The 19,016-nt window shown below is 38.6% G+C and carries 13 protein-coding genes; 3 read left to right on the forward strand and 10 right to left on the reverse strand.

Annotation, left to right across the window (positions count from 1 at the left end; all coding sequences use genetic code 11):
- Window positions 1–8 precede the first annotated feature (8 nt).
- The 4 genes from VEB00_01330 to VEB00_01345 all read right to left on the reverse strand — a co-directional run bounded on the left by VEB00_01330 (window position 9) and on the right by VEB00_01345 (window position 4,191).
- On the reverse strand, window positions 9–995 hold the full coding sequence (locus VEB00_01330) for a zinc-binding alcohol dehydrogenase (GenBank protein ID HYF81659.1): 987 nt from the start codon (window positions 993–995) through the stop codon (window positions 9–11).
- A 44-nt stretch (window positions 996–1,039) separates the two neighbouring features.
- Window positions 1,040–1,885 carry a carbohydrate ABC transporter permease gene (locus VEB00_01335; protein HYF81660.1) on the reverse strand — a complete coding sequence of 282 codons (846 nt, stop codon included), beginning with the start codon at window positions 1,883–1,885 and terminating at the stop codon, window positions 1,040–1,042.
- Complete coding sequence (locus VEB00_01340; protein ID HYF81661.1) at window positions 1,869–2,741, reverse strand: sugar ABC transporter permease; 873 nt, start codon at window positions 2,739–2,741, stop codon at window positions 1,869–1,871. The genes VEB00_01335 and VEB00_01340 overlap by 17 nt, the downstream gene beginning before the upstream one ends.
- Window positions 2,742–2,862: 121 nt before the next feature.
- The gene (locus VEB00_01345; protein HYF81662.1) at window positions 2,863–4,191 is read right to left on the reverse strand and encodes a sugar ABC transporter substrate-binding protein; all 1,329 of its coding nucleotides are present in this window, start codon (window positions 4,189–4,191) and stop codon (window positions 2,863–2,865) included.
- A gap of 743 nt (window positions 4,192–4,934) precedes the next feature.
- Here VEB00_01345 and VEB00_01350 point away from each other — a divergent pair.
- Complete coding sequence (locus VEB00_01350) at window positions 4,935–5,963, forward strand: LacI family DNA-binding transcriptional regulator (GenBank protein ID HYF81663.1); 1,029 nt, start codon at window positions 4,935–4,937, stop codon at window positions 5,961–5,963.
- A 109-nt stretch (window positions 5,964–6,072) separates the two neighbouring features.
- Here the strand turns inward: VEB00_01350 and VEB00_01355 are convergent, their stop codons facing one another.
- The 6 genes from VEB00_01355 to sstT all read right to left on the reverse strand — a co-directional run bounded on the left by VEB00_01355 (window position 6,073) and on the right by sstT (window position 13,085).
- Window positions 6,073–7,467, reverse strand: a complete 1,395-nt coding sequence (locus tag VEB00_01355; GenBank protein ID HYF81664.1) for a methyl-accepting chemotaxis protein — start codon at window positions 7,465–7,467, stop codon at window positions 6,073–6,075.
- Between the two features lie 166 nt (window positions 7,468–7,633).
- Window positions 7,634–8,953, reverse strand: coding sequence for a histidine--tRNA ligase (gene hisS, locus VEB00_01360; GenBank protein HYF81665.1), 1,320 nt, complete (start codon window positions 8,951–8,953; stop codon window positions 7,634–7,636).
- 671 nt (window positions 8,954–9,624) lie between these two features.
- Window positions 9,625–9,957 (reverse strand): YmaF family protein, encoded by a 333-nt coding sequence (locus VEB00_01365; GenBank protein HYF81666.1) that lies wholly within the window; start codon window positions 9,955–9,957, stop codon window positions 9,625–9,627.
- Between the two features lie 151 nt (window positions 9,958–10,108).
- A complete protein-coding gene (sdaAA, locus tag VEB00_01370; protein ID HYF81667.1) occupies window positions 10,109–10,993 on the reverse strand; it encodes an L-serine ammonia-lyase, iron-sulfur-dependent, subunit alpha in 885 nt (294 codons plus the stop codon).
- 19 nt (window positions 10,994–11,012) lie between these two features.
- Window positions 11,013–11,681, reverse strand: a complete 669-nt coding sequence (gene sdaAB, locus VEB00_01375; GenBank protein ID HYF81668.1) for an L-serine ammonia-lyase, iron-sulfur-dependent subunit beta — start codon at window positions 11,679–11,681, stop codon at window positions 11,013–11,015.
- A 171-nt stretch (window positions 11,682–11,852) separates the two neighbouring features.
- A complete protein-coding gene (gene sstT / locus VEB00_01380) occupies window positions 11,853–13,085 on the reverse strand; it encodes a serine/threonine transporter SstT (GenBank protein HYF81669.1) in 1,233 nt (410 codons plus the stop codon).
- Between the two features lie 218 nt (window positions 13,086–13,303).
- On the opposite strand from sstT, the gene VEB00_01385 reads away from it, so the two are divergent.
- Together VEB00_01385 and VEB00_01390 are read left to right on the forward strand one after the other, a co-directional pair.
- On the forward strand, window positions 13,304–13,414 hold the full coding sequence (locus VEB00_01385; protein ID HYF81670.1) for an LUD domain-containing protein: 111 nt from the start codon (window positions 13,304–13,306) through the stop codon (window positions 13,412–13,414).
- Window positions 13,415–13,642: 228 nt separating this feature from the next.
- Entirely contained in the window at window positions 13,643–19,015 is a 5,373-nt protein-coding gene (locus VEB00_01390; protein HYF81671.1) for a hypothetical protein, read from the forward strand.
- Window position 19,016 lies beyond the last annotated feature (1 nt).

The raw sequence follows: 19,016 nt of genomic DNA on the forward strand, positions 1-19,016 counted from the left end.
ATTTTCTCCTATCTCCAAGTAATAACGGAGGTAATATAATCATCATTTTTTCCTAATACATTTTTATAAATATCGTTAAATTTCTCATAGCTTTCCTTTTGTGATATCAAAGAGGTAACATTTATTCTTTTTTCTTTTAGAAGGTTTAAAAAGCAAGTAGCATTATCCCTGAAGGACCAATGTGCCGGATACGATTGCACCATTGGATTGGTGGAAATGTGTGCTCCGATAATTACAAGCCCCTTTTTATGCACATCTCTGTAAAAGTTGATTTCCGAGTTGCCGCGAGTACTACCCAAAATTATAACCCTGCCAAAATTCTGTGCATACTGCAGCGATAGCTCTATAGGTTTAGGAAACCCTGTTGACTCAATTACTACCTGGGGCAAATTGCCATTGTTTGTTTTCTTGAATTCCTGCTCCAGGTTTTCCATATTTGCATTAAATACATATGTACAGCCATTGCTTTTAGCCAATTCAAGCTTGCTCTTTACTACATCTATCCCTATTATCGGCACAGCGCCGTTAGCCTTTGCAAGCTGCATGGCAACTTGTCCTATCAGTCCCAGACCAAAAACCAAAACTCCTTCGCCCAGCTCTATTCTCGCTTTTCTGATAGCCTGCATGGAAATAACGCCTATTCTTACAAAAGCAGCTTCTTCAAAGGTTACTTCATCAGGTATATGCACTAAATTGTGCTGCTCTATATTGCCTATAGTCCTATGGGCTAGTATTCCTGCAACTCTATCCCCTGCTTTAAACCCTGCAACGTCACTGCCTACTTTCGTGACTATGCCTGCAACGCTGTAGCCAAGTGTTCTTGGATAGTTTCTATCGGTGTTTTCCATACTCAATATAAAAGCTCTTTCGGTACCGGGACTTACTACAGATGCTGTTACTTCCACTTGAACCTGTGTATTGGTTGGCTCCCCTACCTCTTCTTCCAATAAATACAGCTTAGCATCCTCATTTGATGTTAGTCTTAAGCTCTTCATAAAAAATCCTCCATATATGTACTTAGCTTTAAAATTTCTGCTTTTTAACCCTTTACTCCGCCCTCTGTTGCGCCCTTTCGCATAAGCAGCTCACTAGCCGCATACATCAGGACAACTGGTATTGAAGTCACTATAGAAGACGCCATCATTCTGCCCCAGATGTAATCAGCCCGGTTAAACAACGAATTTAAGCCTATAGACAATGTAAACAGATCTGACGAGCTTAGGAAAATGGATGCAAACAAATAGTCATTCCATGAAACCATAAAGGCGTACACGAAAACTGAAACGATACCGGATAATGAGAGCGGAATAATTATATGAGTAATAAGCTGCATCCTATTAAGACCGTCAATTCGGCCTGCTTCCTCTATTTCGGCGGGTATTGTGTCAAAAAAGCTTTTTAACATATAAACAGCCGTCGGAAGCGTCTGCACAATCATTGTAATAATGAGTGCCTCTCTATGGTTGTATAATCCTATAGATGAAATTATTTTAAACAAAGGCACCACCAAAAGTATACCGGAAAACATATATACTGTATAAAAGCTATTGTTAATGACTGTTCTCCCCATAAATTTCAGCTTCGATAGGCTATACCCTCCTAATATCCCAAATGATACGGATATAGTGGATACCAAAACAGAAATATACATACTGTTTTTGAAATATGTTAAGAAAGGGAATATTTTCGGATTAAAAATATTCTTATAGTGCTCTAGAGTTATATTTTTAGGCAGAAATGTCGGTGGAAAATGTATAGCCTCATTTGTTGATTTTATGGAAACCATAAGCATTATAAAGAAAGGAAATAAAATTGCCCCCAAAAATGCTATTAAACCGACATAAAATAGTATTTTTTTCAAAGCCTTCTTATTCATTGGCGACATCTTTGAGCACCCTCTTTCTACCATTAAGTATAATCGTAAATACTATAGCAAATAAAATAATGGAAATAGCGGCTGCCTTGCCCATGTCTTTTCTTGCAAATGCAACCTGATATAGATAAACGCTTATGGTATTGACTTCCTTTGTCAGAAGGAAAACTTCTGTAAACATATAGAAAACCCAAATTGTCCTAAGGGTAACTACTGTTGCAAGCACAGGCATTATTTCAGGTATTGTAATAGATTTGAACTTATACCACCTGTTGGCACCGTCAATTTCTGCTGCTTCGTATAGACTATTATCTATAGTCTGCAGTATTGCATAAAATGCTATAAACGCATAAGGGAAAAATCTCCACACAGAAAATAGTACAACTAATGCCAACGAGCTGTACTTGTTATCAAACCAAAGAGGGGCAACCTTAAACATATGTAAAATGTCAACAAAGATGTAGTTAATTACACCATATGTGTTGTTAAACATATACTTCCAAGAGAATATTAAAGAAATCGCCGGAACGATATAAGGCAAAATAATTAATGCCTTCACTAATTTTTTAAATCGGAATTCCCTGTTTATATACATAGCAGCAAACAGCCCTAATGCTGTGCTAAGTGTAACCACTGTAGCAGTAAACAACACTGTCGTAATTAATGATGAATAAAAATTTTTATCTAAAAATGTACTTGTATAATTTTTCAAACCTATAAAATCCGATGGAAGTTTTGGATTCAGCGGTATCTTTTGAAAACTGATAATAATGTTGTTGATCATGGGATACCCGATTAATAGTATAACAAGCAAAATACTAGGTGCTAATAAGAGATATCCGAAATGTGAGTCTTTTAATCTTTTCACAGGCCATACTCCTAATTATTATATTTGAAGTGGTTAGGCAAAAATAGGTTTATAGCAGAGCCCCCCCTACATACTATATCTAATATGTAGGGGGAAAGCTGCATGCTGTAATTAACTTCTCTTACTTCAATAAAGCTTCTATTTCAGCTTGTATGTCATTTGCAACCTTTGTTGGATCTTCACCCTTAACTGTTACCCTGTTTACAGCATCAGATATAAGCCCTGTGCTTGTAATATCACCCATTACCAAGAAGTTTTTGCCGTCTACAGAACCGAACGCCTGTAAACTATTGAAAGCACCCGAAATATCGTCTGCGATTCCAGCAAAAGACTGAATAACTGGGTTATTCAAATATTCAGCTGAGCCTGCTACAGATTTTAAAACTGGTTGTTGTCCACCTGGGGACATGTGCAGCCACTTAATATTTACTTCATCTGTTAGCATATAACTTAAAAACTTAACAGCTGCGTCTCTTTCTTCCTTTGGCATGTCAGCCTTTATAGTTGCCAAGCCGATGTGTCCATATGCTGCACCTACTTTATTTTTAGGAACGGCAAAACCAATATCACCCATGGTGCCCGCTTCGTTAAGTGAAGGAATCATGTATGTAGAGTAAATTGCCATAGGTGCTGCACCATTCATGAATGCGTCCTTTACAACCGGTACGTCGTTTGAGCCTGGCATTGTATACTTATATAATGACTTGTAGTATGTCAGAGCTTCAATCATTTCCGGTGAGTTAAACACAGCTTTGCCATTTGCATCCAGAACGTTTGCATTGTTAGAAAGTGCAAACTGTGAAAAACCTTGCTGTGAAAAACCATCGTTGGCAGTAGGTATTGCTATGCCATATTTTCTGTTTCCCGGGTCTGAAAAAGCCTTTGCAGCTGCCATTATGTTTTCCCAAGTATCTGGAGCAGCTAAGCCCTTTTTCTCGAATGCGGCCTTGTTATACCATATTCCTTGTACCCAACCACCAACAGGCACACCTGTAAAGCTTGCGCCGTCTTCAGTTTTGATAACGTTTAGAATTCCATCAAAGAAAGCCTTCTCACCTTTTGATTCAATAACCTCTTTTACTGCTGAAAAATCAATGAATTTGTTCTTCGCATTTAACTTTGCTTGGTCTTGGCTCATTTCCATAATGGCCGGAAGCTGTCCGCTGCCACCTAATGCAGTAATCTTTGTTTCATAGCTGTCCTCGTCTGTAGGCATCTGTTCAACTTTTATGCCCGGATTCTTAGCTTCAAAATCCTTTATTATGCCAGTAATTATTTCTTGTCTTTCCTGCTCAATCATAGTGTGCATAAACTGGATTTTCACTTCTTTAGCCGGCGCAGCCGCTTCTGCTGGTGCTGCTGGTGCAGCAGCTTCAGGTGCCTTTGGTGTACAACCGACAACGCTTACCGCTAAAATCATCGCTGTCGCAAGTGCTAATAACTTTTTCATTCTGAAATCCCCCTTTTAATAAATAATGGTTAATGCTTATTCAATGCAGATCCATGTGAATATATATGACAATAAATCTATTGTTCATGTAAACAATTTCCTTATTATCATACACTAAGTTATGAACCTGTTAAAGCCTTTGTATAACATTGTAGCTTTTGAAATACAGTATATTCACTTTACTATTTACCGGTCTAGGAATTCCAATAAGGGTCAATATATCAGACTAAGTTCAACCGCATGTTCCTTAGTATTAGAACAAAAGGACCTTAGACTTTTTCTAACTATGATTAAATTTGTAAGTATCGTGTAATTTTATATAGAAATGTGGTTTGATTCTCTTGCTTATCCATGCATTTCGCAGTGAAACCGTTTTATTCTTTCTTGTTAGCATGTACGAAAACATGATATGCCTTAAGAAATTGTCATAAATAAGAAAATTTAGACTTTTTCATTTGTGTCTATTGTACCACTATGAAACCGTTTTAGTAAAATGTTCAAATATCATATTTTAATTATAAATTTCAAATATTGGAATGTTATCTCTTATTTCCTCCATTTTACGCCCATTCCCATAATCACCATTTATATTTTTTTTATATTATATGAAACCGGTTCCACATAATATTGACGTTTACCGATATCAGAATTATAATTGTATAATAGTAATAAATGTTGTAATGCGTTTTCGAGATAAAACTTGGAAAATGTAAGATGGCAGATAATGTTTGGAGATGATAAAAATGAGCGCAACAATCAGAGATGTTGCTAAACTGGCAGAAGTATCCATATCAACAGTTTCAAGAGTAATAAACAATGCTTCCAATGTCAACGACAAAACGAGGGAAAATGTTATGAATGCCATAACAAAGCTTAATTTCAAACCGAATAGAATCGCACAAAGCTTGGGCAGCGGCGCATTCAATGCAATAGGTATAGTCTCCACACGTTCTCTACAGCAAGCTTTTAATAATCCATACTTTAGCTTGATCATACAGGCTATTGGCGAAGTATCCGAGGAAAAAAACTATGATATCATTCTTAATAGTTCCCTTACAGAAGATAAGGAAATAGAAAAATGCCTGTCAATGATTGAGAGCAAGGTCATCCAAGGACTTATACTTCTCAGTTCAAGAATAAATGACAGACTGATAGAAAAGCTGAATCAAATTAAAATACCCTTTGTGGTAGTAGGACGTGTCCTTGATGAAAGACTTGAAAGTGAAGTTTACTCTGTTGACACGGATAATCTCAATGATTGTAAAGATGCAGTCAATTACCTTATAAAACTAGGTCACAAAAGAATAGGTTGTATACATGCTCCTCTAAAATACGTTGTAAGCAAGGATAGGCTTGAAGGGTACATCGTTGCTCACAAGGAAGCCGGACTGCCTATTGATTATTCTCTTGTTGAAAATGGTCAATATACTACAAATGATGCTTATGAGGCTACATTAAATATGTTGCAGAAACCCAATCCTCCGACTGCTGTTTTTGCTACGGACGATGTTAAAGCAATTGGCGCTTATAAAGCCATCAGAAAGCTTAATTTAAAAATTCCCGATGATATATCTCTGTTTGGTCATAATAATTATGAATATGCCGCAATTATGAACCCCGGGCTGACTACTATTGATGTTCCGATACAACAGCTGGGAAAGGTCTCTGCAACTGTGTTATTTGATTTAATTGAGGAAAAGAACCCAGAGCACCGGACGTTGCTTGAAACAAAATTTATCATTCGCCAATCATGCAAGGCAATAAGTGAATAATAGGGGTGCTTTTGAGATGCATGGCCTCTCTTTAGAAAAAACCCCTGATACTATGTAAAAAAGAGTTCATCGATATGGATGAACCCTCTTATACTTATTCTATATTATATTACTTATTCTTCCCAACATGCTCTTTCAGTTTATCCAGAGCTTGAACTACCATGCTTGAGCATTCATTCATCTTATTCAAAGATTTCTCTGCCCCTGTTATATCATTTTGAGAATAAGCAATTGCTGCTTCCTTAGCCAATTGGTGCAGCTCAATATGCGGCCTTTCTATTGACTTGAATATGCCATTCTGACCAAGCAGGTCTTTGTCCACACTGTAGTACCATTTGCCCAGCCTGCAGCCAATATGAGTACCAATTGTATCGATATCAATTTTCTCATAACCCATTATCATGTTATAAACACGCCATCTCCACATAAGATGATCCGTTTTGCATATCTCCAGCATTTCACATTCCGATAGGGCATTCCCGTAGCTGAGCATGCCTAACCTCAACTCGTTGTTTATCTGACTGAGTTTAAAAATACCTGATCCGGTTTTATTGCACTCTACCATTAGATTGTCTGCAGCTTGTGATGATTCCCCTACTCTTTGAGCCAATTCCTCTGTAGCTGCTGTTTGCTCTTGTGTATTCGCAGCAATCTGCATAATCTCATCATTTACTTTCTGCACTGCATTGACAACTTGGTTATTGTATATAATTACTTCATTCACGAGCTTCTTTCCGCTCTCAAGCTCAGAAGCTGTCTTATCCGTACGCATTACAACCTCAGACAATTTGCTTCTTAAGCTTCCTATATTACTCTGGATGCTTCCTACAGACTCCTTCGTATGCTCTGCAAGCTTCTTAACTTCGCCTGCGACAACAGCAAAGCCTTTACCCTGCTCCCCTGCTCTTGCCGCTTCAATTGCAGCATTCAATGCCAGAAGATTTGTCTGCTCTGCTACTCCTTTGATTATATCAACTATCTCTTCGGTGCGTTTCATGTTCTCTGCAAGGTCATCCACGTCCTTACTAATAGTTTTTACTGATTCAAAGGACTGCTGTATATACGTAAAGGCATTCTTCATATTGTTGTTGCCAGTGGTTACTAACCCAACAGAATCACTGACCAAGACAGCTACACTTTGTGACCGGCTTGCCACATCATCAATTGATGCACTCATTTCTTCACTGCTGGCAGACATTGTATGCAAGGCTTCATTTTGTGCCCTTACTTCGTTCACCATATCTTTGACATAAGTCATGTCCGTTATAAAGCCCAGCATATTGTTTACAGCGAGAATGCTTTTGCTTTTATCTGCGAACACTGTATCCACCATTTTATTCCAGGCATCAGATATTTCTCCACTACCTAATACATTTTCCTCTGCATATAATTTTTTTCCCTGCTTCAAACCTTCAATCAATGGCAGCATCTTTGTGAGCGTCTCATTATCCTGATGTACCTTACTTTGATTTCCCTTTGCTTTTACTGTAAACTTCTTAAACATTTGCAACCCCCTTCATATTATATGTTGTATAATATGTCGGATATTGTCGTAATATTATTTATGCTTTAACATACATTATTTTCTATTGCATACATCACTATCCATATGGAAATTTCAATGATATAATCGCTTAATATCAAACAATAGATAATATTCATTAAGTTAATTATCCTAATTTGATATGTTTTATTACATCTGCAAGAGATAACTTATTCTGTTCACCCACTCTCATATCCTTAAGGGTCAGCAATTTACTATTAATCTCTTCATCTCCTATTAAAACAACATAAGGAATTCCTAGTTTGTCGGCATATGCAAGCTTCTTGGAAGTCTTTGCATCCTCCATATATACTTCTGCAATGATGCTCTCTGCCCTTAAATGGTTTGCAGTTGTTATTGCATGCTCCAAATCATCGTTCATTGGAACAATTAAAACCTTAGTCAGAGAAGAGACATCCTTATCCAAAAGAAGGCCCGCTTCCCTCAGCTGATAGAATAATCTTGTCAACCCAATTGATATGCCCACTCCCGGCAGCTTCTGGTCAGTATAGTACTCTGCCAGATTATCATATCGCCCGCCAGAGCATACGGATCCGATGCCGGGATAATCATCTAAAATTGTTTCATATACTGTGCCAGTGTAATAATCCAACCCCCTGGCTATTTTTAAATCTATTTTATAGTTCTTTTCGGGTACACCAAAGAGGCTAATAAAACGAACTACCTTTGATAATTCATCAATTCCCTCCCTAAACATTTCGCTCTCTATATCAAGCCGGCATAATGCTTCTAAAATAGATTGATTGCTGCCTTGAATGCTCACAAATTCAATAATTCTTTCAACTGCCAGCTCGTTTTCACATATATCGGCCAGTTCCTTTTTCATCGACTCAAGACCAATCTTATCTATTTTGTCGATGACCCTTAAAACCTCTGCCTTATTAGCAACACCAAGGGAGTCGAAAAAACCGTTTAGTACTTTTCTATTATTCAAATGGATTGAAAACGAGTCAAATCCCAGATCCTTAAATGTCGAATAAATGATGCTTGGAATCTCTGCATCGTTTATAATACTAAGCTTTCCATTACCAATAATGTCAATATCACATTGGTAAAACTCACGGAATCGTCCTTTTTGGTTTCTTTCGCCCCTAAATACTTTACCGATCTGATATCTGCGGAAAGGAAAAGTCAGCGATGATAAATATTGGGAAACATACCTTGCCAATGGTACTGTCAAATCAAATCTCAAGGATAAATCATTATCGCCTTTATTAAATCTATAGATTTGCTTTTCTGTTTCACCGCCCCCTTTTGCCAGTAATATTTCCGACTTTTCAATAATAGGCGTATCGATAGGCAAAAAACCACATTTTTCAAAGTTTCTTCTTATTGTATCAAGCATATTATTGAACGATATCTGCTGATATGGCAATAATTCCATAAAACCGGGCAAAATAGACGGCTTAACAACTTGACTCTTCATCATAACCCTCCTCATTTAGTTGCATTTTAGAAGTATATCCATAAGAAAAAAGAAAATACCAATTCATACTGGCAGTTAGATTTCTATTTCAACAGGATCTTTATCCGATAGCGCTACCTTCCATTCTTCATTCTGTTCATTAAAATCTGCAATTTTATGTATAGGCATTTTTATACCAGACATTTTCTGCTGTTATATTGTTTTGCTACTACTCTATACTTCATTGTAGACCTCCGATTCTCGATTATCCTCTTATGCTTTCGGTATTATCTGACCGCTTATACATATTTATATTATACCTTACCAAATGCAAAAGTGGTTTGTTTTGAGTTCAAAACAAACCACTTTAAAAAACAAGCTCTAATTCAACGGAAATACCATTTGAATCTACCAAGTGTTAATTACCTCATTCCTTTTTTAACCAAAGATCTTATCAGCCAAACTCTAAACTAATTTACTAACTACATGAACTCCTTTTCAAAATTCGAAACTAAACGAATCACAATAGACTGGGAAAGTTGCACATTAGTTGAATTAGAGCCTGCCAGAAAGATGTTCTACATCTACTTGATGCATTCATCCTTCTTAATTCTATTATATCACAAAAGATCAGAAATGCAACGGAGTTTTCAGAATATTTAGTTTTTGTCCACAAAGAAAGTATTCACTTCCTACAGATTACCTGGCGCCGGTTGATCCACCCCGACCACATGGTGACGATGCCCCAGATTTTCTGATGTGTAAAAGTCATAATAATGAACATGCATACCATTGCCAACGGGAATTGCAGACCCGGAGTCTGCCCTATAGTGATGCGCGTGACCATTTTCGAATACTACACATCCTTCCGTATGGTGGATATGGCAGCCTTCCTTAATTATTAGCGGAGGGGAGGTCACATCGAGACATTGATGCACATGCCCAACTTCAACAGATGTATAATCAACAGAACCATGGTTGTGATTTGGGACAAAACCTGTTACAAAGTCATCTTTTTTAATCATTTATCGTTTTCACTCCTATAATATGAAATCATTACCATAGTATTAATTAGAGATATTATTTGCTACAAAAAATAATTTTAAAAAAGCAAGTTAGATAAACTAACTTGCTTCATTTGATATTATGCAAAAGCATTATTTCCTTGGAATCCGCTCAGGATTTACCGAAAATCCTTTCATGGATTTGCTTTCCCGTGGGTGTTGAGGCTAACCCGCCCGTACCTGTCTCTCTAAGCTCACATGGCAGGGATTTCCCCACCTTCAGCATGGCTTCCACCACTTCATCGAAAGGAATTATGCTTGTAATGCCTGCTAATGCCAAGTCTGCAGAAATAAGAGCATTCGCAGTCCCGATGGCATTCCTCTTAATGCAGGGTGCCTCAACCAGCCCTGCAATGGGATCGCATACCAAGCCTAAAATGTTCTTTATAGCCATTGCCGCTGCATCCAAAGCTTGTGCAGGAGTCCCTCCCAGCATCTCAACGATGGCCGCTGCCGCCATGGCCGCTGCTGCACCGGTTTCTGCCTGGCAACCCCCTTCAGCACCCGCAACAGTAGCATTTCTGGTAATCAAATACCCGACCGCTGCTGCCGTGAATAAGGCATTGATGATATCCTCGTCCTTTTTCCCAAAACGTTCAGCTGTCGTAATGATTGACCCCGGCAGAATCCCGCTGGATCCGGCTGTCGGTGCAGCAACAATCTGCCCCATGGCAGCATTAACCTCCAATACAGCCATGGCAGCTGCTACTGCCTTGTTCAAATCCTGTCCGGCAACCATCTGCTCCTTTTCATAATAGTGCCTAAGCTTTTTTGCATCTCCTCCGGTCAAGCCGCTGACAGAGCGAATGTCCTCAGTCAAACCTCTCTCTATGGCTTTTTTCATTACCTCCAGGTTTTCCTTCATTTCACTTATAATCAAATCCTTGTTTCTTTGCGATATATAGACCTCTCGCACCAGCATCATTTCATATATCTTGATATTGCTTTTATTGCACATGCCCAAGAGTTCCGAACCACTTGTAAAATTGATACTCATCCGCATCTTCCTCTTTTCGCTATAATGCTTCTACTAAATATACATCTTGAATTTCATCACCCAAAGCCCTAACCTGGGAAATCACTTTCTTTGGAATGTTATTATCAGTTTCAATAATCATGAAGGCATCCTGCCCCTTACTCTGTCTGAAAACCCGCATAAAGGCAATATTGATATTGAATTGAACCATAAGACTGGTCACTTCCGCTATAACACCCGGCCGGTCAAAATGCCGGATAACCAATGTAGGATACTCGCCGGTAAACTCCACATTCAATCCGTTGATTTGTATCACCCGGATATTACCGCCCCCGATGGAACAACCCACCACTTCTGTTATCTTGCCACTGCTGCTGGTTACCACCATTTTCACGGTATTAGGATGGGGAGGGTCGGCATCATTAACTACAAACTCATAGTCCAAGCCGGTCGCCTTGGCAAAATCCATAGACTTACCTAGGTCCGGGTCATTGGGCTCCATGTCCATGATCCCTGCCAGCAGCGCCCTGTCGGTGCCATGCCCCTTATAGGTTTTGGCAAAAGAACCGTAGAGCACAAAAGTAACCTTAGCTACATCATTTCCACTGATTCTTCTTGCTACCTTTCCCAGTCTGGCCGCTCCAGCGGTATGAGAGCTGGAAGGCCCAATCATCCTCGGCCCTATAATATCGAAAACGCTATAATCCATTTTAGTTTACTCCTTAAAAAAGTAGAATATTAATATAATTATATACTCCATTTTCTTTTATTCCAATAATAAATAAAAAGCAGCAGGGACGGTTATTCTTGCTTCCAGAAGCCAACCTTGAAAGCAAAAATAACCGTCCCCGCACTTAAAAACAACACCGTAATTTAGTTACTACTTGTTGATATCTATCTTCTTCCCTTGCTTCTTCCACTCAGCAAATTCAGCTGCTGCTGTAAATAATATGTCTGTTGATGAGTTTATAGCAGTTTCGCAAGAGTCTTGTATAACGCCTATGATGAAACCTACACCAACAACTTGCATAGCAATGTCATTTGGAATACCAAATAAGCTTGCTGTTAGAGGAATCAATAGTAGTGATCCACCTGCTACACCTGAAGCACCTGCAGCACTTGCTGCTGAAAGTACACATAGGATAACTGCTGTTATAAAGTCTACTTGAATGCCTAGAGTATGTGCTGCTGCAAGTGTCAATACAGAAATAGTAACGGATGCACCCGCCATATTAACTGTAGCTCCCAATGGAATAGACACTGAATACGTATCCTTATCCAAGCCTAACCTTTCAGCCAAGCCCATGTTTACAGGAATGTTTGCAGCTGAGCTACGTGTGAAGAATGCTGTAATACCACTTTCCTTTAAGCACTTTAATACAAGTGGATATGGGTTTTGACGAATCTTTACAAATACAATGATTGGATTCAAAATAAATGCAACGAATGCCATACCGCCAACTAGAACAAGAAGTAATTGTCCATAGGATAGTAACGCTCCTAGACCATTTGTAGCTATTGAGTCAAATACCAGACCCATGATTCCTAGTGGTGCAAAGTTTATAACAATTCTAACCATTTCAGATAATGCATCAGCAACATTTGACATAAATGCCTTTGTTGAATCAGCGGCATTTCTTAATGAGATACCGAATAATATAGCAAAAGCTAGTATACCGATATAGTTCGCATTATAAATTGCCTTTATTGGGTTATCAACTAAGTTCAATAATAAATCCTTCAGAACTTCTACAATACCGCTAGGTGCAGCTACACCTTGTACGCCTGCTGTAAGAGTTAATGTTATTGGGAACATGAAGCTTGCAAGAACACCTACAACTCCTGCTAGGAATGTTCCTACAACATAAAGCATAACAATGGGCTTCATATTAGTTTGATGTCCACTCTTGTGTTGGGCAAGAGCTGATCCAACTATAAAGAAAACTAGTACTGGTGCAAGTGCTTTTAATGCACCTACGAATAAAGAACCTAAAAGAACAACTGCTTTTGCTTGTTCCGGAACTGTTAAAGCTAAGATAATACCAATAATCAAACCAATGATTATTTGTTTTACTAAGCTTATACGCTTCCACATGTTAAGTAGATTTTTCATAGTATTTTTTCCTCCCATAGATAAAATAAAATATAATATAATAAAATATAATGTACCCGCGTACAGCCACTTTATAAATGTTTCTATTTGGCAAGTTAACGTAATAAACGCGAGACAATTACAATTCTACCATAAATACAGGTTTATGAGAAGTAAAAATTGCTATTATGTAAATAATGTTATGTTAATATAAATATTCTAGTGTGCTGATCTTCTCCATGGAAGGATTTTATTGTGAGACAAGAGAAGATGCGCTAAAAAAAGTTCTTGAAATAATACCCAAAGACAGTATGGTTTCTTGCGGAGGTTCTGCAACCGTCCATGACTAAAGGCCGAATTAAAGTAATACTTGTTGGAGAATGCTTGGGTTTCTAGATTTGATACTTATTCCAGCCCGTCTATAAAGGCGGGTTTTTTAATGCCTAAAATTCAAGGAGAATAAATCTTTGAATAAGTTGATATAGAAAACCATTTATTTCAATGATATAATTTAGTAAAATTGTAATAAATATCCATACGCGGTTATATTATAAAAAATATAAAGGGGGGTATTAAATATGGCGCTTGATGACTTCAATCTGTCCAAGCATTTTAAAGCTTTTGAGGACAAAGTTATACATGTGGCATTTCGTTATTCCGGATCAGTATCTGACCAGAACCTTAAAAAGCTTGAAGAGTATGCATTGGAAAATAAAATCTCATGGTACATACGGCCTTCAAAAACAGCTTTAAAAGCTTCACTGGAAGGTAAAGCATTGTCACTGAAAAAGTTCATGGAATATTGGTTCAAGCTTGATAAGGACTTTAACATGAATCTCCTTCAAATAATACTCAATGAAAAACTGAACCCAATGCATGAAGAAAAGTTTGAGTTTATAAAAAATAATTATGTGATAAAAAAGCCTGCAGACGAGCCACATATTATTCCAAAAAGACCGGTAGAAAAAGACTTTAATACCGTTTCAAGCTCCCTTGAGAAAATTCCCGGATTTAGAGGTTCAATAAAGCAAGGAAGCTTTGATGAGTTTGTAAAGCTTGTAAAAGCTAATGGGAAGCCTTTGTCAGAAGCTCTAGGCATTGACCTTAAGGTTTTTCTGAATATAGCTGAAGAATCTCAACACATTGATCCTTCTGAGCTTTACAACTTTGTGTTGGAAAAACTCGAAGGAAATGCAAAAGAGAAATTCGAAAAAATGTTTCCGCTCACTTCTAATAGCAAGTATGAGGTTGTCGATTGCAAGCAGGTGAACCTACCCCCGAGGATACCCAAAAAGAAAGAGGCAGTCAATATTCAGGAGCTTTCCAAAGCAATGGGAAGCAAAGCAGAAGAATATATTAAAAAATCCGGGTTCTCAAGGATTGAGGAAGTATGTTTTGCACCTGTTAATTCCCGTAAAGGTAAGTTTAATGTCGATAATAAAACACAACTGAATGTGAGAAATACTGCAATTCTCTCAACCTTTGACGGTATGAATACAGTTCTGGCGGCTGCCCTGGTAAAAAAAGGATTTACACTGGAAAAGATAGCACAGGCCAAGTATACGGAAATTGTGATAAGCATTAAGGAAGTTCTGGATGAAGAGGGAATTTCTTTCTCTGGCGGTATTTTGCAGTATGACTACTTGTCGCGCTGGAGAGAAAAAGCGGAAAGGCTGAAGGAAATACTTGAGGCTATAGAGGAAGCATGGGAATATGTAACTATCAATGCCAAGTTTAAAACCATTTGGCCGTCTCAATCTGAAAGTGATGCTCATCCATTGCATAGTTCAGCTGTGGTAAACCTTTTATTGAAGTGTGAGAGCGAAACGCTTGACATTCATTCCATTGTCCAGGAGAAACCACCATTTGGCAGCATAATTGATAAAATGAAATTTGAAGGTGTACCGTTGAAGTGGAGGGAAAAAGTTGAGCGGATTCATTCAAAGCGGGAACATGAGTCATCTTACAACTGGGATGGTTTTAGTTATCGGTCTGAGAATGAACCTATTCTGGCCACAGCCCGCCCGGATGCCAATGGGAATGTCTCCTTTGAGATAAGCAGCGAGCTCTTGTTTGATAATAGCAGCAGCGGTGAGCTATACATGGAGATACTCTTTGACGGAACAGTTGATGGTAAAAAAGTTAAGCTTAACCAAAAGACGAATGCATTGAAAATAAAAAACGTCCTGGAGTACAACATGTTTGCTGACCCTAAAATAGAATTTGGAGAAATGGTACTTGCAATCATTCCTGATCTTTCAGATATTAATTTCTTTGGAGATCCACTCGAAAAAATCTGGGATTCTCTGATACCCGAAGACCCTGTTGCGGCTGCCGGTCCATATACAGAGTGGAAGGAAAACACCTTTAATCTTTATGGTACAGTAATGCCCACAGGTCAAGATGATAATAGTACTGTTACTTCGTATTCTACAGAAGTAGCCCGTATGACGGATTTACTGAGAGACCTCTCTCCAGGAGGCACGTTACTCAATAGTTTATGTTCTGCATGGAAGTTAAGCCTCAAAGCTTGCACTTCCCAACGTAATTCATCCTGCAACGATCCCTGTAATAATCCATGCAATCCGGAAACAAGAATGACACAGAAGAATTGTCTTGCCGGACATAAAGATGTATGGGCAGTTACCGGCTACATCGATAGCTCCTTGGAGTGGACAGATACTCCTTCTGCCGGGTTTGAGGTAGCGCTGCCATTCTATTGCATGAGGATTAATTTCTATAATACCTATGGTATCAAAAAAATCAGGGATTTGGGCAAAAAGCTTTCCAGTGGGACTATTGATGAAATATTTACCCAGGTAAACTACCTGCAGCGTTCTTTAAGAGATAATATCGCTTTGGTCCAAAACTGCTATGATAATAATCTATGTTCAGGTGAAATCGGCAGTGAACTAGTCCAAACAGTTAGAGGCATGAATCTTCCATCCTATATTGACAAGACCGATATCCCCAGCACTATCTATTATCGTTTTTATACACAGAAGCTTGATATATGGCAGAACCCTGTTGAAAATGTTCTGCAATACACCTCTGAGTTTCCATATATGGAACATCTTACAACACTGACAGAAATGCGCCGTTTACTTCCGATAATTGATGATTTGAGCGGTTGGGTGAATTACCATTATCTTAGGAAGTGCATGTTGGAAATATTTAAAGCCTTGAGTGAAGCACATTTATACCTGGGCAATGAGGAGTTTAATCTCGCTCTGAGCAAGTATGCCCTGGCAGAGAATCTTATTCAGAATACAATGAATTCAATCAGCTTAATGGCGCAGGTGCCTGTCCCCGAAGGTAAATACCCCATATACAGAATTATGGTTTCAGGAGATGCTTTTGAGCCTGTAAGTACTTTAAATGAGCTGCAGGAGCGCCCCATGGTGTTTGGATTATTCTGCTTACTAGGGGCTTCAGTAGCCTGTGACATGATGGATGCAATGATGGGGACTGAAATCAAAAAGATCATTGACGGCAATTTTGCCGGAAATCCGGTTGAGGATATGTTGCATTATTTGCGAAGTTTTGTAATACCTGCCTGTAAGGGAGAGTTATATCTTAGGAAGGCTGATTGGGATTATAGTTGTTATAGCAGTGCATTTATTGCGTTTCAACAAGCTGCATACTATCTTCCTTCCCAAAGTGTATCCACTTGCGCCGGAAGATTTCTATGGCTTAGAATTGCAAGGACATATTTGCAGTGGGGGACATCTGAGTACAACAGGGGAAATGCGTCCTATGCGTATTCTCTTTTACTGAATGTTTTCTCCAATAAATTCGGTTCTTCAAACCAGATTTATGTCCCTTCTACCATGTATTTGAATAATGAGCTAAAGTATAACCCTGTTGTATTGCTTATATGGATTACAGCAGTGGATATTTGCAAAAACATAGATGCACAGGTAAATCCTCTTGGATATCCGGAGAATTTCGTCCCCGCTATCAGATATGACTGGGTTTTCCAAAGGGCAACAGAAGCTGCATCACTCCTTGATGACGCAGAGATGAAATATATTAATTTCCGCGTAAATGCAGAGGATGCAATGCAGAGAATTCAAGAGCTTCAGGCTATGCTTCAAACTGCTATGGCTGAAGTGGATATTGCCACTATTAATGTCAATAAAACTTCGGCTGAATATGATGTTGCAGTAAGTACTGTGCAATATGCTTATGAACGGTTGAGAAATGCAACTGATGCATATAATCAGTTTTCATCATATGCCGATTTAAGGCTAACTGCCGGAATCATTTCCATGTTTGTAAGCATTGTAAGTGAAAGTATGCCTAATTTCACTGATTTTACTAGTATGACGACTGATGACGATTTCCAAAGATCACAATTGGCAAGACAAGTTGAGGAACTCAATATTTCATACAATCTTTCAAAAAGGAATACAGAGGTGTCGAAGCTGGTTCTTGATGCTGCAAGGTCAAGTCTTGTACTCGCAGGACTCAAAAAGGATATAGCCAGCAATTCTCTTGCTTTTGAAACGGGGAGAGAATTCAATTATTCAACATGGTTTGCTCTAGCAGATGAAATGCGAGACATGGTAAAGTATAGGCTGCAAAATGGATTGAGGATGACTTACCTGGCACAACAGGCTTATTATTTTATGAGCGGTCAACAGATGAATGTCATACAGTATGACTATAGTCCTCACGATACGGCAAAAGATATGAGCAATATAGGTAATCTTGCCTCACAAAGCTCTTATTTAATGGGACAGCATATTCGGGATGCGCTGGCCTTGATTCAGTCAAACTGGGTATCCTTTTTCGCAACTCATGATTATCAAGGCAGAGAGAACTCAAAAAGCCTGACAACGACTGTCAACCTGGAGAGAAATTATCCAATGCAGTTCAAGCTGTTTCAGCGCTATGGAGGCAAGCTGGAGTTTGATATAAGTCTCGAAGATCTGGATCTTTCTCGTGAGGGTTCATATCATCAGATGATAGAGGATGTCGAGGTGTTCGGCATAGTTGGGAATATGGGTTCACAGGTTGAAATAAGTGGCAGTTTGAAAAACTCACCGTATTCTGTAGTACGTATGCATGACCCTATCAATAAAATACAAGATGGACTTTTAACAGACTGGATAGATTATTCTAATGCTCAGGGGATGCAAATGAAATTGGTATCAAAGTACCAACCTGTACAGACGTTGGAATTATCAGGTACATTGCAGTCAAGCGGTGACTTCAGCATAAGACCGGCATCTTCTTCACCTGTGCTTGCCCCCTTTGAATACAACGGACTTGCACAAAATTGGGTTTTGGAAATCAAAAAATCTGAAAATCCGACTCTTGACTTCACAAGCATCATATCACTGGGAGTTAGATTCAAATACGCTATTTTTAAAAGCACAGCTCTTGAAAATTTAATTGCTTCTCAAAGACAAGGGTTGCTCAGAAGTTCAGTTTTACTGCTTGGTATGATGGGCAATTATTTTGCTCCCGGTCAGCAGCCGTATACTGCAAGGGACTTAGTTGCTTCTTTGCAGCTTAGGGAGATAGATATTCCAATACAGCAAAGGAATAGTCCTACATTAACCTGTATTTCTTTGGCCTTTGTTCCAAAGCAAGGGCAGCCTGCGTTTCAGGATATAAGTCTCCATATTACCTGTGACCGATACACAAATTCAGCAGGAAACGCTATTGACGTTGTCTGCACAACTGAGGCCTTTGAATTGGACAATAGTGTTACTGTGCAAATGCTTGAAAGCGGTCCATCCGATAATCCTTTGAATTCTTTTACCGACAGTGTATTGACTGACGTAGAGACTACTCCATGGTTAAAGCTTCTTACGAGCACTCCTCAGGGTAATCAAGGCGCAACATTCAAGCTGAGGATAAACCTGGATGAGAACCCTGACTTTGATATATCAAAACTGGATTATGTAGCGTTTTGCTTTATCTATAATTATAGTTCATAAG

This window comes from Clostridia bacterium, from assembly GCA_035628995.1.
GTDB lineage: Bacteria > Bacillota > Clostridia > Lutisporales > Lutisporaceae > BRH-c25.

Excerpts from the sequence above, each read along its gene's own strand:
- VEB00_01330 (HYF81659.1), bottom strand. The coding sequence starts at position 995 with ATGAAGAGCTTAAGACTAACATCAAATGAGGATGCTAAGCTGTATTTA.
- VEB00_01355 (HYF81664.1), bottom strand. The coding sequence starts at position 7,467 with ATGTTTAAGAAGTTTACAGTAAAAGCAAAGGGAAATCAAAGTAAGGTA.
- sstT (HYF81669.1), bottom strand. The coding sequence starts at position 13,085 with ATGAAAAATCTACTTAACATGTGGAAGCGTATAAGCTTAGTAAAACAA.
- sdaAB (HYF81668.1), bottom strand. The coding sequence starts at position 11,681 with ATGGATTATAGCGTTTTCGATATTATAGGGCCGAGGATGATTGGGCCT.
- VEB00_01390 (HYF81671.1), top strand. The coding sequence starts at position 13,643 with ATGGCGCTTGATGACTTCAATCTGTCCAAGCATTTTAAAGCTTTTGAG.
- VEB00_01345 (HYF81662.1), bottom strand. The coding sequence starts at position 4,191 with ATGAAAAAGTTATTAGCACTTGCGACAGCGATGATTTTAGCGGTAAGC.
- VEB00_01335 (HYF81660.1), bottom strand. The coding sequence starts at position 1,885 with ATGTCGCCAATGAATAAGAAGGCTTTGAAAAAAATACTATTTTATGTC.
- sdaAA (HYF81667.1), bottom strand. The coding sequence starts at position 10,993 with ATGAGTATCAATTTTACAAGTGGTTCGGAACTCTTGGGCATGTGCAAT.
- VEB00_01350 (HYF81663.1), top strand. The coding sequence starts at position 4,935 with ATGAGCGCAACAATCAGAGATGTTGCTAAACTGGCAGAAGTATCCATA.
- VEB00_01365 (HYF81666.1), bottom strand. The coding sequence starts at position 9,957 with ATGATTAAAAAAGATGACTTTGTAACAGGTTTTGTCCCAAATCACAAC.
- VEB00_01385 (HYF81670.1), top strand. The coding sequence starts at position 13,304 with ATGGAAGGATTTTATTGTGAGACAAGAGAAGATGCGCTAAAAAAAGTT.
- hisS (HYF81665.1), bottom strand. The coding sequence starts at position 8,953 with ATGAAGAGTCAAGTTGTTAAGCCGTCTATTTTGCCCGGTTTTATGGAA.